Here is a 13,599-nt window from a genome sequence, read left to right as displayed (position 1 = left end):
ATTATGTCTTTTTCAAAGAGAAGCTCAGAGTATCGAAACATTATTGATCAAATAACAGAAGAATACAAAGAGGCTGCATTTTGGCTGCCTTTTGATGCATTAACGATCAAAGAGATATTCAGTTTGGAGGAGCTGGAACGACTCAAGATTCTAATTGATGACATGGAATCTGCAACCAATGAAAATGAACAACGTGCAAAATTGGTTGAGAAGATAGACATTTACGGCGACGTTGTTGTTAAGGCTCTCAAACTGGCAAAAATCATAGTCTAGTCGTAATAGCCAAGGCGAATCCACTAATGAGATTTGAGTTTGCCCCATCATGAGTCCGCTCTAGTTTATAACCGAAAGGCGAAACTGCTGAAACGTAGTTGCAGTGGGCAGCCTAGAGTCTACAAAAGGATGTTACATCGGAAAAGGTGAGGAGTTTGGCCAAGGTCTTATCTGGTTGGAGGGATGCCGATACAACAACACAATTTTGCGTCAAGCAGGCACGGGAAGGGGGAGTATGATGAGTATACAAGAGAACGATCAAGAGCAGATAAAGATTGCTGATGAGCATTATGTCAATGAAGCAACACTTGAGCTTCTGAGCAGGCGGATCGACTCTGAGGTGAAGTCGAGCTTCTTGAAATGGGTAGGTCTGCCGATAGGAGGAGCAGGACTTGTCGCGATCTTGTGGGCAATACTGTTTTTCTTGCCCAACGAGGTCGGCAATTTTATCGGACAGACCCGACTGTGCAAGAAAAGCTAAAGACTGAGGTTTCAGCATTCCTGGCAAGCGAACAAGGGAAATCGATGTTGGCCTCGGCCACAGCAAAACATGTGAATAATCAGATTAGGGAGTATTTTGATGGCGAAAGGGGTGAAGAGATTTTGCACACTGTGGTGAAAGGATATTTCTCGGGGAATACAGGAATGAATTTAATGGGTGAGCTTGTGAACAAACATCTTGAGTCGGAGCAGGGAAGACGGATGATGGTCGAGGTAATAAATAATGCAATGCGTTCAGTTGCTGACAGGTTCTCAGAAAGGATTGATAGGAACACGAAAAAATTGGTCGCTGATGTGGCGAGGCTGGATGAGATAGAATCGTTGGAGAAGCGAAATCCTCAATATCTGGATGATTTTCTAAGTCGACCTAAGATCCAGGAACTGAAAGAACGTAATGTAACTGTCGCACTAACGGTCCCGCTACGCAAAGGCAAGAAGTACCATCCTTGGATGCTTAAAGAATATCTGTTGAAACTTAAAAAGCAATTCGGCTCACAATTCCGGTTCGTTCTGGTCCTAGATAGGGACGGAAGTTTCGTTGCAGAGCTTGATCCAGATGAACTCGAAAAGAAAACTGTGGAAGTGTATGAACTTTTTAATAAACCCGCAGGTCGTTTGTCGATTGCAGATGCCAAAAGTCAGCTCTCTCAGCTGTTTGGCTCATATTGCACATCGTCAATTTCTTATGAATTGACTATCCAACAGGCTTTGATGAAGCCTATTTGGAGAGAACCAGCAAAGTTGAAAGAAGATATGCCCGTCCTCGACAGCAGCAACAAATTTATCGGCACAACCAATAGAGAGCATTTGATAATGAGTCTCCTTGATTGAATTGAGATATCTCTTTTGCAGGATGGGGTCAAACAACCTTAATCTGAAGCTCTACTTTTCGATGCCTTCCCGGAGCAGATTGAGGACTAGATAACACGCAGCGTTTTCGTGATCCATTGGGAGGGGTTGATCAGCATCGGGTGGTTTTACATCTGATACGCCGGACTCAGTGAAATTGAAGCTTCCGATTTCTGCCAGTGGTGAATTTGTTGTTCGGTCAAGCTCGACGCATTTGACAGTTCCAGTGGGTGCATTCTTTTCATACGAGCGGACGACAAGGCTGAAGCGGAAGAGGCGCCCCACGAAAAGAACATCGAAGGAATCGGTAGCAAGCTGTGGAATAAAAAGGATCTCTTCGAACAGGCTCTGTTCGCCGTGGAGCTTCGCGGAGTGGGTGTAGAAGTCGTTGAAGATCGAGCGCAACGATTTGTAGCCTTCGATGGCGGTTATTATCCGTTCGGTTAATTCATTGTGAGTCAGCATTGTGGGCCTCCTTTCTGCAAATGTACTTGTGTTGAAAGTGACGCTATGAAAATGGAGTCTAATTCCGGGTGGCTATCGCTGGTACTCTTTTGTGCGCGCTGGTCTGAACTATCAAGTCTTTTGAGCGGTTTTCCGGGCGGGTTTCGCGGAGGGGGGATCAAGACGAGAGAGAAAAATATCTGGTTTATTCGATGGACCTTGTGTTGCTCCTGATGAAGGCGCGGAGCTTGTCCGCTAGGTCCCTTATGCTTTGGGGGAACTCGAGTCCGCATCTTCTCTCTTCCATGCCGGTTTCCGGATCTCGATAGATTGTTTTTTCGTATACTACTCGACAGGGTATTCTTCCGAGGGAATATTCGGGGAGCTCGAAGCCTTAGACTTCGAGCCCTGCAGGACCGGTGTAGGGTCCTTCGGTTCCGGTATATACGAATCCGATGCCTCCCTCGCCGAGGTCAACGACCTGGCCGGTGGTCATCACCATCGGGTGGGGAAGGTGAAGGACTGCCAGAACGCCACTTTTGGCCGGATATCTGGGATATTTTCTTGCGTCTGCCATGGCCTCCACTCCTTTTCACAAGCAAAGAGCCACCCCTTTATGTCAACTGCAAGTGGTCTCTCAGGTAGTTTTACACATAGAATGTCGTGGGACTTCGGGGGTACATGCATGTTTTTTTCTTGCCATTTTCGCATTTCGCGAATATAGAAAATTATGATTTTGAAACCACACGACATTTACGTTCTATTGAAGCTCGTCTCCCTGGAAGGGTCTCGCTGGACCTATCCGTATCTTTCCAATTCCCTTTTTATGAGCCTTTCGGAAGTACATGCGGCCATCAAGCGCGCCCTGGCGGCGCGCCTCTATGACGATCTCAGGAGGGTGCCAATCAAAAGGGGATTGGAAGAGTATCTCATCCACGGTGTCAAGTATGCCTACCCGCCCGTCCGGGGCAGCCTCACACGTGGCATGCCCACAAGCTATGCCGCTCCACCCCTCGATCAGATGATTTCCTCCTCCGACGATCTGCCACCGGTATGGCCAGATCCCGAAGGAAACACGCGCGGCACTGAATTTTCCCCTTTGCATAAGTCTGCCCCAAAAGCTGCCACAGTGGATCGCAAGCTGTACGAGCTTCTGGCGCTGGTTGATGCAATTCGGGAGGGCCGCGCCAGAGAAAAGGATCTGGCAGTGAGAGAGCTTCAAATGAGGTTGCGGCTTTCATGACAAACATCGAGAGAGTTATCATCGTTGCAAGAAGGTTGGGTGCTCTGCGCGATGAAGTTGCCTTCGTAGGAGGCGCAACCACGTCTTTTCTCATCACTGATCCAGCTTATCCGCAAATCCGCCCGACGCTTGATGTCGATGTGATCGTAGAGATCGGGTCCCGAATGGACTATTACAAGCTCGAAGACAGACTCCGCAGTCTTGGATTCACTGAGTCAATCGGTGAGGACGATCCTGTTTGCCGTTGGATGATCGAGGGAGTGAGGATTGATGTGATGCCGACCGAGGCATCCATTCTCGGTTTCTCCAACCGTTGGTACGCCGATGCTTTGAAGTATTCGGAAAAAAGACACATTGCCGATGATCTTGATATCCGTTTGGTTACAGCCCCTTATTTTCTGGCCACGAAGATGGAAGCCTTTTTGGGCCGGGGGAAGGGCGATTATTTTACCAGCCATGACATGGAAGACATTGTCACGTTGATCGATGGCCGCAGGGAGATTATTACGGAAATCGGTCATTGCGATCCCGAACTCAAAGTCTATTTGGCGGAGAAGTTCATGGACCTGCTGAATGATGCCGCATTTCATGATGCCTTGCCAGGATATTTGTATGGAGATGCAGCAAGCCAGGCACGCCGTCCCATCATTCTCGAGAGAATGCAACAGGTCATTTCTATCGGCTCAACTTCGGAATGACAGATTGGCCGATGAAGAAGATGCCGTGATCTTTCAAGGAATTCAACCCGCAAGTGGGAGCTATAGGGGAGAGTCAGTGCATTGCTTCCCGCTGACCATCGGACCCATCCGACTGCCTGCCTGCGATTTGGGCCAGGAGCTGCTGGAACTGGTCGAGCTTGGCGGGATTCTGCCGGCACTGCCCGAGCAGGTTGATTTGCTCCTGGAGCTGCAGCTGGTCGATCTCATCGATTGAAGCCGCCTGGTACTTGGTGGCGGCATATAGCCAGTAGGCGTTTGTGTTCAAGTGCAGGGCGTTGATCAGTGAGTGGATGTGGCCGATGAGGTCCTGCTTGGGATCGACTCCCGAGTTGAGCCAGACGGCAAGCTGTCTTCCGGTTTCCTCATCCGGCACGAAGTACTTGCCGTCGAAAAGATGGGTGCGGTCCTTGGTCGATGTGGCGATGTGGCCGTCGACCGACAGGTCGAGCACCACGGTGAATTCGTATTCGAGCTCCGGGCGCTGGATGAAGGCCAGGCCGAGCTTGGTCACCTTGGCCTTTTTGCCCTCCTCCTGGATGACATCGTAAGCGGTCTTGGTGCGCAGGGTGGCGATGATATGACACGGACTGGTGAGGATGGTGTCGACCAGCTCGTTATGCATGGGAGTGGCTGTCCGCCAGGCGGTGAAGTCGTTCATGCCTTTGCCCGATTTCGCGACCCGGTCTTTGATATCGAGGATGCCGCCGGTGCCGGCCCAGGCGTGCGACAGGGAGTCGATGATCAGCACGTTGTAGCCGGCCCGCTCGGCCGTTTTAATCCGCGAAGTGTATTCCGCCGGCCCGAAGGGGCCGTCAATGGGCGATATGTCGTAATCGAACTCGTCGGAATAGAGGTCCCCCGAGCGGCGTTCGGTGTCGATCATGGCGATGGGGCCGCCAATGCCGGTTGCGATGCGAAGTGCGGAATAGGTTTTGCCGGATCCCGAAGGGCCGGCCAGGGCGAGGCGAAGCTTGGCTTGTTTGCGTTGGGCTTTACGATACATGGTTTTTCTCCTTTATTTGAACCGCAAAGACTCTAAGGACGCGAAGAGCTTTACTTCTTCTTGGCGCTCTTTGCGTCTTAGCGGTTCCATTAAGCGGATTCCAGTTGGAACTGGCTGCAGAAGGGGCTCACCGAGCAGAAGTACTTGCAGCGGACGGCTTCCGCCGGCCGGTGCTGGACGTAGCCACCTTTGACGCCGGCAGCCGCTTCTTCGGCTTCATCCAGGGTGTGGTAGAGACGCACGGCGGTCTTTCGACCCTTTTTCATGCAGGCCCATTTTTCTCCGCGTCTCCACTGCTCTTCCTGGGTGCAGAGGGGAAGTTGTTCGTCGGGTAACCCCTCTGCCATCCGGTGCAAGCTAACCCGTTCTTCAATTTGCTGCAGAGCTTTTTCGCGACTCCACAAAGGCACATTGAAAAGCTGCACCGGCGGCGGATAGCCGGCTTTTCGCTCGGCCTCCATCCGACGCCAGTCGCGATAGACGGCAACGATCTGCGCGCGGTGCACCGAAAAGCCGTGCTGGCGCCAGAGCAGAGCGTAGAAGTTGACCTGGGCGATCCATTCGGGCTTGAGGGCGAAGTTGCTGACATAGACCGAGGTGAACTTATAGTCCCGCAACAGGTATTCGCCATTTCCATGGTGTTTGTATAGGTCGGTTGCGCCCGTTACCTTCCAGCCGTCGACCTGCATGGAGAGGCGCTCTTCATGAATGGCGTCGAAGTCGTCGGCGCGCTCCAAAATGCCGTGAGCGATCTGCCCGTAAAGGGCAAACAGCCTTTCGCTGACATCTTCTACGATTTCATCGACGTAGCGCTTTCGCAACTGATGGATCCGTGGCGGTCCGATCAGGGCCGTCACGCTGATCCGCCCGTCGTGATAATACGGGTCCCGGACGATGGCCGAGACGACTTCCTGTGGAATTCCATATTTGTTGGTGTAGTGCATGGAGCCTCCTTTTTTTTGGATTCACCGCCAAGACGCTAAGGACGCGAAGATGAATTTTGTTTTGCCCGATCGACAGGGTGATCGGGCAATAACGAAGGCAGCTTCGCAATAGGATTTGCTGATCCGAGATGAAGCCAAGCATTGAGGTTTCATTTTACCGGCCGCCTCCCGGCCGGGAAAAAACACTCAAACTTTGTGTCCTTAGCGGCTTAGTGGTGAACGATTGGTTATGCTGCGAAGCGGATTTTGCGGCGGGGCAGCAGATCTTCGAGGGATTCGTCGATAACATCTTTGATTTTGTTCATCTCGGACGCGATTCGAGTTCGCAGCCCGTCGTTTTGACGGAGCTCATCCGGCGAGACGTTGTTGACCAGTTCGCGCGCCTGGTCGACGAGCTCGGCCAGGCTGCGGTCGTCGAACAGGTTTCTGGAGTCGAAGGAATCGAGAAATTCCTGCATCTTTTCGACCATGCAGTTCTTGAACTTTTTGGGCTTGCCGTCTTCGCTCCCGCCGAGGCGCTCGGCCATATGATTGATGATCCCGGCAAATTCTTCGCGTAGCGCGGCGGTTGCAAGCTGCCGGGTTTCTTCCATCATGGACTGGAATTTGGCCTTTTCCCGGCTGTAGATTTCGGGAGTGAGGATCCTGCTTTTGCCTGGAACATCGAGGGTCAAATATCTCCACTCGAACCCAAACTTCTCCCGGATGTTCAAAGGATAATCATGCTCGTTGAAAAGATCGCCCAGGTTCCTACGGGCGATCTTGCGGGCTTCGTGATAGCGGGCCTCGAAGATTTTCACCTGCAGCCAGTAATCGGATTGGTGTATCTGCAGGGATTCATCCACTGCAGTCAGGCGTTCCTTCGGTACCAGTATGAGCCCGGTTAGGGGAAAAGGCAGAGCTGATTTCTCCAGGTCCTTCCTTGCCCTGCTTATGACCGCGCGGATGGGATTGAGGCTGTCGGGCTCGACGAGATACTTCCTGCCGCGCAGCCATTCGCTGTTGCCGATCCGTTCCATGACGGCCGGCTCCAGCATGCGCGATCCCTGCCAGCAGGAGGTGCTTAGCTGGATGAGGCACGCTCTTTGGAAAATGTCATTGTCCATGGTTCTCTCCTTGGTGCTCAAAAAAGAACCGGGCACAGAGGTCACGGAGGGAGCATTTCTTTTGAGTGATCGGGAGATCGATCGCTCAAAAAAGCTCAGCCCCAGGCTTTTGCTTACCCGCCAGGCAGTTCTTTTGACTGGTCGATCTCACGACCAGTCAAAAACAAAATCAACCTCTGTGCCCTCTGTGTCTCCGTTGTTCAATTCAAAATTCTGCAAATGAATCAACCGCAAAGTGGCAAATGTTTCTTGACGACTTTCTTTTGACTTGTGCGGGTGTAATAGGCGGGGGTCAGTTGCCTGGAGATTTCTTCTCCCAAAAGGGTTTTGAGGAAATTCGTTTCTTCGATGCACGCTTTTCCCCGATATCCGCGCGTCTCGATTTTGATTTCTCCCTCGTCGCCGATATCGACGATGATTTGCTTTGGCATGTCAGTCCTCCCATCTTGATTGGAGTTGGGCGATGGCCTCTTTCACTCTCTCGAGCTGTGCCTGCACGGCCGCGAGGCTGTGCTCCAGTTCGGCAAGCGCGCCGAGGATCCAGATGTACTTTTCCCTGTCGCTCAGAGCATTCCACCCTTTCAAAAAGTCTTTTGAGAAATAGGCTTGCCGGATCTGAACCAGATCGAGCTTGAGCTCGGGAACGGTGAAGGTTTTCGGCACGTTTCACCTCCTTTGCGTCAGCACCAAGCGGATGCCCTTTTCGGTCTTCTGTTCACGGACGGCGTAGCCTTTCTGGCGCGCTTCCCGGCGGACCCGCTCTCGCGCGTAGGCCTGTTTAAGCCTGCCGAGGCCTTTGCCGAGAGCTTTCTCCAATCCACCTGATTCATAGAGGTCGCAGCACAGCTCAAAGTTTTGGCCGCAGCGTACAACGCCGATTTCGTAGCTTGCGCCGGGCACCTGGATGACCGCATCGCAGAAGCTTTCACCCGAATACCAGATAAAACTCTTCTTTTCCGTGCTCAGGCTTGCCCCGAGCTCTACGCAGGCTGCGCGCAGCGCATCCAGGTCGTTGATATCCAGTTCGATTTTGGCAATGTGGCTCATGGTTTTTCTCCGATCTTTTATGAGAAGTGAACCGCAAAGGCGCCAAGGGCGCAAAGGATCTAACTCATTCCTGGCGTTCTTTGTGGCTTGGCGGTTCCGTGCATGTTTCGGATCTTTTGCTCCCATTCAAGATAGGAAGACTGCCTCCACGGATGCCCTTCTCTCATGTAAAGCAGGAAAAGGGCATCGAGCAGCCGGACGCTCTCCTCATCACACCTGACGGCGAAGTGGGCATCCAGGAGGCCGAAGCCGAAGGCGGTCGGACACATGGTTTTCATGGCTCTTCTGATCAGCTTGCGTGGTGTGATCATGGCTTAATCTCCACGTTAGTTCCGAGGACTGAGGACTGAGAAAAATCCCCCTTCTAAGAGCTTGTCCGAGAATACGTAGCGCAGGGCTTCAGCCCTGACATACTCAGTCCTCAGCACTCATCGCTCAGCACTTCTTCATTGCCCGTGATCTGCCGAAGGGTTTCCACGGCGAATTTAACGCTGGAATAGAGCTCGCCGGTCTCGGGGTCCCGGTGCTCGTCGGCATCGATGAGATCTTCGACAAGACGTTGCAGGGCTCCGGCAAGTTTTTGTTCCGTGGTTGAAAGCTCATCCTTCGATGAACTCAGGACGGGTCCCTTCGATAAGCTCGACACAGGCTTTTTAGAGAATGGCATGGACGCTCCTCCTTTCAATTCCCTTAACGGGCAAGTATATGGACAGGAATTTTGATTTTCGATTGACCGACGACAGGTCTTTTACTGGGCGTGTTTCTTCGAGCGGATCTTCTCCTGTATGGCATGATGCGGTATGTAAGGTATTCGGATTGTGCTTTCACCATTGCAACCGCCCTTGCTCGTCCACCGGCTTCTTGCTTGGTAGGGAATTTCCATGCCCGCCGTCTCACCGGGGTAATCTTTCTGTCACGGGCGAGGTAGCCGCTCGGATATTTGACAATGTACAATCCTGGATGGGTTCCCATTGTTCCTCCTTATCAACCTGTGCGGATCTTTCGGAGCTCAACCGGCTGAACCTCCGGGGTGTTGCCGCTTCTGGCCCTGGTTCTTGCCCACTCTCTCAAGGCCGAAATTTCTTCCCGCATCGTCTTCGCCAGGGGCACGATGCCGTTCAGGGCTTCATCGATTCCATCGAAAAGCGAATCTTTCGCCAGCTGCTCGATTTCAGCACCCGTATAGCCCTGCAGCTTTTCCGCGTAAGCCTCGGATATCTCAGCGTTATACTTGCGGTTCATGATGCGGATGATCTCGCTGCGTTCGGCCGCGGAAGGAAGGTCCACAAAGAAGAGCGCATCGAAGCGGCGAATGAATTCCGGGGGAAGCTTGCTGATGTCGTTGGCCGTAGCCATGAAAAGGACCGGGGCTTTGGTTTCCTGCATCCAGGTGAGGAGATGCCCGAGCATCGAGGCGGTGGTGCCTGCATCGGTTTCTCCGCTGGACCTTGAGCCTGCCAGCGCCTTTTCGATCTCGTCGCACCACACAACCGCCTCGCCGAAGGCATCGATGATGCGGGTTGCTTCCCGCATGCGCCGCTCGCTTTCGCCGATGTAGGCGTGCTTCAGCGCGCCGATATCGAGGCGAATGAGCGGCCAGCCGAGAAGCGAGGCCGTCGCTTTGCAGGAAAGGGACTTTCCGGTCCCGGGGACCCCGGCGAGCATGATCCCCTTGGGTTTGGGGAGGTGACCGTTGTCCGGTTCGAAAGCGCGGGCGCGGTTGCGAATGTAAGCCTTGAGGTTGTCGAGGCCTCCAACGTCTGCGATATCCGCCGGCTGCCAGAACTCCATCAGACCCGATTTTCGGATCATCTGCGCTTTCACTTCACTGATCACCCTCGGGCTGAACCGGCCGCTTCGAACCAGCGACAGAGAAAAGGCCGTTTCTGCCTCGAATTCGGTGAGTCCTTTCGCCGCCCGTGCACTCGAGTAATCGGTTGCAACCTGCACTGCATTTCCGTCTTCGTCCTGCACGCTCACCCCATTCGCCAGGTCCTCCTGCATGGCGAAAAGATCCGGCTCGCCGGGCAGCGGCAGATCCAGCACGTGAAAGAGCTTCTCGATCTCGGGCCGCATCTGCACTCCTGGTGAGATCATCACCAGGCAGCAGCCGGTGCTCTTCCACCGGGTGACGCCATTCTGGATCGCCTGCAGCAACTCGGGAATGTCGAAGAAGAGATGCAGATTGTGCGCGAGCAGAACGGTATCGTGCATCTCCCCGAGGCGGTTTACCGCCTCGACTGGGTCGCGGATCTCGTCCAAGGTCTGCGGCCTTCCCGCCTGGCGCAGTCCGCGCAGACAATCCCAGCTAAGAAACGCCCACCCTTCACAGGGTAGAACGCCTTCCGCCCGATGCGGCTCCTGGGTGAGCAGAAGAATCGCCGGATAGCCGGCCCTCAAGTAGTCCTGCAGCATGGCTTTCTCCTTTCGTTGAAAAAGATGAGTGAATTTCACGAAGGACAGACGGGGATGAAATTCGGCGGGGCACAGTGCGCATGCATCTTTCGTCTGCACTCCTCGGGCGCCGGAGCGATGAGCCTGGAGGATTGCAGAAAACGCCACATTTGGCAGTAGATGGAATGACTTTCATGTAGCCAATTTTCAGCAATGCACGTCAGACCTGCTGCCGAGACCTGCCGACTGTATCGAGGGTTCTGATGACTGTCAAAGAAGGCGCAGCCGAAAGGCGCAACGGGATGAATCCGGCAAAGATTACCGTCGAAGAATTTACACCACCCATGATCTGCCCGCGCGGGAACGAGGGTCCTGATTCTTAGCAGTTGGAATCCGGATTGGGCCCCTGGACAAGCTTTGGCGACTAAGGCGCCTGGAGATGCAAGCAGGTGCTCCTCGGCAAAGCTGAACAGTTCGACATGACCAAGGAATGAGGCCATGTCGATGAGGTCCTCCGGCAGGAGGTAACCTGGAATAAAGCGGCAGTTGACTCTGCAGAGCTCGCAATCACAAACGGTTCTCTTGAATCCCATGAAAGTTCGCATGACTTTCCCTCAATTAGGATCAATAGGAATGAAGTCCTCTGTTTTGAACGGGCATTCGCCGCACTCGAGCGGAGCGCGACAGGCGCTGCAGACTTTGTGCGAATCGAGATGGATGGCAACCCACGCGATAAGCGCCGGCAAGGCGACGGTCATGGGCACGTTCATGGCCCATGCAATGCGCCGCAGAATACGAACTGTGGAAAGGTCGAGCTCCGGTGTGTACGCCATGACGATCCTTTCTTTGCTGGTGTTGTTTTGAGTATCAACCGTCAGGATGGGAGTGGTGGCTGGGCGGGACGGGGGCAGGTTGCCACCGCAGCGGCGCGGCGCTTGCGCGGGCTGGCAGCCGAATCGCTACTGATTGGCGGTGGCGGCATGCGGCTACGCAGCGCCAACAGATGCTGCCAGCCCGCATAGCAAGCAGCGTGCCGCCCACCATTATTGCAACGGCCATGGGGGAAGCGCTATGGCTACAGTCTGGTCGCCCCTCCCACAAAACTCGTGTTTTCTGCGGTGCTAGCGCCTACCATTTGCGCGCACAAGCCGCTGGTTGGACTTGACTAAAAAGGTATGTCATCTGCAGGATCATACGGAGGCGGTTCGGGCAGATCCTCGCCGGGGGGAAGCTGACCGGGAGGTCTGGAGCCGGTTGGCTGCCGCGACCGAGTCTGCTGTTGCTGCGCTGGCGGCTGCGAGTGCTGACCGTTCCCACTGCCGTTGGAGTTTTGCGCCGTACTGCCGTTGTTCCCGAGGAGCTCCAGCTGGTTGATGCGGATCTCGACGGTGCGGCGGTTTTGGCCGTTTTGATCTTGCCATTCGCGGGTGACCAGCTGGCCGCCGATACCGACCTTGGATCCCTTCTTCAGGTAATCTCCGGCAATTTCGGCGGTGCGGCCGAAGGCGACGGCGCGAAACCAGTGAGTGCGCTTCTGGGATTCTCCGCTCTGGTCGCGGTAGAACTCGCTTACGGCGACGTTAAGGTTTGAAACCGCCAATCCCGTTTGGGTGTAGCGGACGTCCGGATCGGCGCCAAGGTTGCCAATGATGGAAACAGTGTTCAGCATGGGGTGCTCTCCTTTTTTCGGTGAATAGGTGAATGGACAAATGGGTGAATCGGCTTCTGAGAGTTGCACGGCCGTCTGCTTGCCCTGGCACCATGCGTGACTGGGAGAGAGGGAGAAGGGGGAATGGGGAGAAAGCGTGAGGGTGAGACGCGGAGAGGGAGAGATCGGGTGAGGATTTATCCGCATTTCGATGTCTTCGTGTCTCCGTGTCTCCCCCTCTCCGTGTCATGTTTTTCTCCGCGTCCCCGATTCTCAGGGTTCTCCCGAACATGTTGCCTCTAGCAGGCGGGGAAGCTTTTGCCCTCAGGCCTCTAGCCTGCACTCGGTCTGAAGGCGACAGCCTGCAATCACTTCATTGAAGACAGCCGGAAATGAGATTTTTAGTTGGTGCGAATCAACGAGCTCGCGCTCTGGTTTGCTGGCCCGTTCTCCAGGGAGGATTCGGTGGGTGAGGAATTCGAGCTGGAAGTCGAGCCGACATCTAGAACGTGAATAATGAGCTGGTTGCCGGCAACTGTCACACGGCCGGTCACACGATGTTGGATGCCGGGCTGCAGCTTGGTTGGAGAGACGACATGGATGCGCCGATTGACATGGTGAAACCCTTCGGAAGATGTGGTGACCGATTGCGGATTGAAAGAAAAGGTGACCGCTCTGCCGGCGAAAAGCTCGGGAGCGTTAGCGAAGATTTTCGCCTCCAGGCCTTGGATGTAGATATCGGTGGATTCTCCGTAGGATTTGTAGGCAAGGAAAGCCAGCGGCTGGATCCAGCCGAGGGTGTAGTTCATGAGCTTTAGCGCCCGATTGGCGTCACGGATGCGGTCGCATCCGAACTGGACGACGGCCCAATCTTTCGCTTCCTGGGCGGGCCAGGTACCGAACATCGCTGTTTGAATCGATTCCTCCAGGATGAACAACGAAAAAGTCACCAGGCCCGCGGTGGAAATGTAGACGGCCAAGGTCGACACGATGACCTTGGCCTTGCTTTTGATCCTCCGAAGAATTGCTTTCAGGCGGATCATTTGATGACTTTTCTGAGCGTGTAGGTGACATCGCCGTTGTATTCGCGCTTCGAGGCAATGGCCTTGATGGTGTCACCTACTTTGACTTGGCTCACGTCCTCGTGCACCTTGCGAAAAGCCGTGGCGATGACTTCCGTCGTGTAGGAAACTCCATTCAGCGTGCGCTGCTCTTCGAAGATGATCACGCTGAAGGGATTGCCGTTTTTATCAAGCTTTTCCATGACGTTGGTCACCTTGGCTTCGATCACCGTGTCCGCTGCGATCGCAGCGGTCGAAATGGTGAGCAAGCTAAGAACGAAGACCAAAACGGCTACCTTACTGACCATGTTGCTCTGTTTTCTCATGTGTTTGTCCTTTCTGATTTGGGTTTAAAACTCCTCTAATG

General features: G+C 53.9%; 20 protein-coding genes. 6 read left to right on the top strand and 14 right to left on the bottom strand.

Annotated elements, in window-relative coordinates:
• Window positions 1–3: 3 nt before the first annotated feature.
• The 3 genes from K1V27_RS00185 to K1V27_RS00175 all read left to right on the top strand — a co-directional run bounded on the left by K1V27_RS00185 (window position 4) and on the right by K1V27_RS00175 (window position 1,605).
• Window positions 4–273, top strand: a complete 270-nt coding sequence (locus K1V27_RS00185; protein WP_258927503.1) for a hypothetical protein — start codon at window positions 4–6, stop codon at window positions 271–273.
• Window positions 274–508: 235 nt separating this feature from the next.
• Complete coding sequence (locus K1V27_RS00180) at window positions 509–754, top strand: hypothetical protein (protein WP_258927502.1); 246 nt, start codon at window positions 509–511, stop codon at window positions 752–754.
• On the top strand, window positions 739–1,605 hold the full coding sequence (locus K1V27_RS00175) for a hypothetical protein (protein WP_258927501.1): 867 nt from the start codon (window positions 739–741) through the stop codon (window positions 1,603–1,605). Before K1V27_RS00180 ends, K1V27_RS00175 begins: the two co-directional genes overlap by 16 nt.
• A gap of 51 nt (window positions 1,606–1,656) precedes the next feature.
• Here K1V27_RS00175 and K1V27_RS00170 read toward each other — a convergent pair whose 3' ends face one another.
• Both K1V27_RS00170 and K1V27_RS00165 read right to left on the bottom strand, forming a co-directional pair.
• The gene (locus K1V27_RS00170) at window positions 1,657–2,088 is read right to left on the bottom strand and encodes a hypothetical protein (protein WP_258927500.1); all 432 of its coding nucleotides are present in this window, start codon (window positions 2,086–2,088) and stop codon (window positions 1,657–1,659) included.
• A 373-nt stretch (window positions 2,089–2,461) separates the two neighbouring features.
• Window positions 2,462–2,644, bottom strand: a complete 183-nt coding sequence (locus K1V27_RS00165) for a hypothetical protein (protein WP_258927499.1) — start codon at window positions 2,642–2,644, stop codon at window positions 2,462–2,464.
• Between the two features lie 153 nt (window positions 2,645–2,797).
• Between K1V27_RS00165 and K1V27_RS00160 the strand changes: the two genes are divergently transcribed.
• Both K1V27_RS00160 and K1V27_RS00155 read left to right on the top strand, forming a co-directional pair.
• Entirely contained in the window at window positions 2,798–3,310 is a 513-nt protein-coding gene (locus tag K1V27_RS00160; RefSeq protein WP_258927498.1) for a hypothetical protein, read from the top strand.
• Window positions 3,307–4,008 (top strand): hypothetical protein, encoded by a 702-nt coding sequence (locus K1V27_RS00155; RefSeq protein WP_258927497.1) that lies wholly within the window; start codon window positions 3,307–3,309, stop codon window positions 4,006–4,008. Before K1V27_RS00160 ends, K1V27_RS00155 begins: the two co-directional genes overlap by 4 nt.
• Window positions 4,009–4,081: 73 nt before the next feature.
• On the opposite strand, the gene K1V27_RS00150 is transcribed toward K1V27_RS00155, so the two are convergent.
• From K1V27_RS00150 to K1V27_RS00110, 9 genes are all read right to left on the bottom strand, one after another.
• Window positions 4,082–5,032, bottom strand: coding sequence for an ATP-binding protein (locus K1V27_RS00150; RefSeq protein WP_258927496.1), 951 nt, complete (start codon window positions 5,030–5,032; stop codon window positions 4,082–4,084).
• Window positions 5,033–5,121: 89 nt separating this feature from the next.
• The gene (locus tag K1V27_RS00145; protein WP_258927495.1) at window positions 5,122–5,976 is read right to left on the bottom strand and encodes a hypothetical protein; all 855 of its coding nucleotides are present in this window, start codon (window positions 5,974–5,976) and stop codon (window positions 5,122–5,124) included.
• Between the two features lie 227 nt (window positions 5,977–6,203).
• Window positions 6,204–7,082 (bottom strand): DUF3150 domain-containing protein, encoded by an 879-nt coding sequence (locus K1V27_RS00140; protein WP_258927494.1) that lies wholly within the window; start codon window positions 7,080–7,082, stop codon window positions 6,204–6,206.
• 224 nt (window positions 7,083–7,306) lie between these two features.
• Window positions 7,307–7,513 carry a DUF2997 domain-containing protein gene (locus K1V27_RS00135; RefSeq protein ID WP_258927493.1) on the bottom strand — a complete coding sequence of 69 codons (207 nt, stop codon included), beginning with the start codon at window positions 7,511–7,513 and terminating at the stop codon, window positions 7,307–7,309.
• 1 nt (window position 7,514) lies between these two features.
• A complete protein-coding gene (locus K1V27_RS00130; protein ID WP_258927492.1) occupies window positions 7,515–7,745 on the bottom strand; it encodes a hypothetical protein in 231 nt (76 codons plus the stop codon).
• 3 nt (window positions 7,746–7,748) lie between these two features.
• Entirely contained in the window at window positions 7,749–8,129 is a 381-nt protein-coding gene (locus K1V27_RS00125) for a DUF1257 domain-containing protein (protein WP_258927491.1), read from the bottom strand.
• Between the two features lie 59 nt (window positions 8,130–8,188).
• The gene (locus K1V27_RS00120; RefSeq protein WP_258927490.1) at window positions 8,189–8,440 is read right to left on the bottom strand and encodes a hypothetical protein; all 252 of its coding nucleotides are present in this window, start codon (window positions 8,438–8,440) and stop codon (window positions 8,189–8,191) included.
• Window positions 8,441–8,550: 110 nt separating this feature from the next.
• Window positions 8,551–8,796, bottom strand: a complete 246-nt coding sequence (locus K1V27_RS00115) for a hypothetical protein (protein ID WP_258927489.1) — start codon at window positions 8,794–8,796, stop codon at window positions 8,551–8,553.
• Window positions 8,797–9,113: 317 nt separating this feature from the next.
• A complete protein-coding gene (locus tag K1V27_RS00110) occupies window positions 9,114–10,544 on the bottom strand; it encodes an AAA family ATPase (protein WP_258927488.1) in 1,431 nt (476 codons plus the stop codon).
• Window positions 10,545–11,156: 612 nt separating this feature from the next.
• Between K1V27_RS00110 and K1V27_RS00105 the strand changes: the two genes are divergently transcribed.
• The gene (locus tag K1V27_RS00105; protein WP_258927487.1) at window positions 11,157–11,387 is read left to right on the top strand and encodes a hypothetical protein; all 231 of its coding nucleotides are present in this window, start codon (window positions 11,157–11,159) and stop codon (window positions 11,385–11,387) included.
• Between the two features lie 301 nt (window positions 11,388–11,688).
• On the opposite strand, the gene K1V27_RS00100 is transcribed toward K1V27_RS00105, so the two are convergent.
• The 3 genes from K1V27_RS00100 to K1V27_RS00090 form a co-directional block, all read right to left on the bottom strand.
• Window positions 11,689–12,192, bottom strand: a complete 504-nt coding sequence (locus K1V27_RS00100) for a single-stranded DNA-binding protein (protein ID WP_258927486.1) — start codon at window positions 12,190–12,192, stop codon at window positions 11,689–11,691.
• A 380-nt stretch (window positions 12,193–12,572) separates the two neighbouring features.
• The gene (locus tag K1V27_RS00095) at window positions 12,573–13,214 is read right to left on the bottom strand and encodes a hypothetical protein (protein WP_258927485.1); all 642 of its coding nucleotides are present in this window, start codon (window positions 13,212–13,214) and stop codon (window positions 12,573–12,575) included.
• On the bottom strand, window positions 13,211–13,558 hold the full coding sequence (locus K1V27_RS00090) for a hypothetical protein (RefSeq protein WP_258927484.1): 348 nt from the start codon (window positions 13,556–13,558) through the stop codon (window positions 13,211–13,213). Before K1V27_RS00090 ends, K1V27_RS00095 begins: the two co-directional genes overlap by 4 nt.
• Window positions 13,559–13,599: the final 41 nt, after the last annotated feature.

The sequence above is a fragment of the Desulfoferrobacter suflitae genome (genome assembly GCF_022603395.1).
GTDB classification, from domain to species: Bacteria; Desulfobacterota; Syntrophobacteria; order Syntrophobacterales; family Syntrophobacteraceae; genus Desulfoferrobacter; species Desulfoferrobacter suflitae.
Note: the sequence above shows the minus strand (reverse complement) of the source record. Positions and strands in the feature narration are given on the sequence as shown.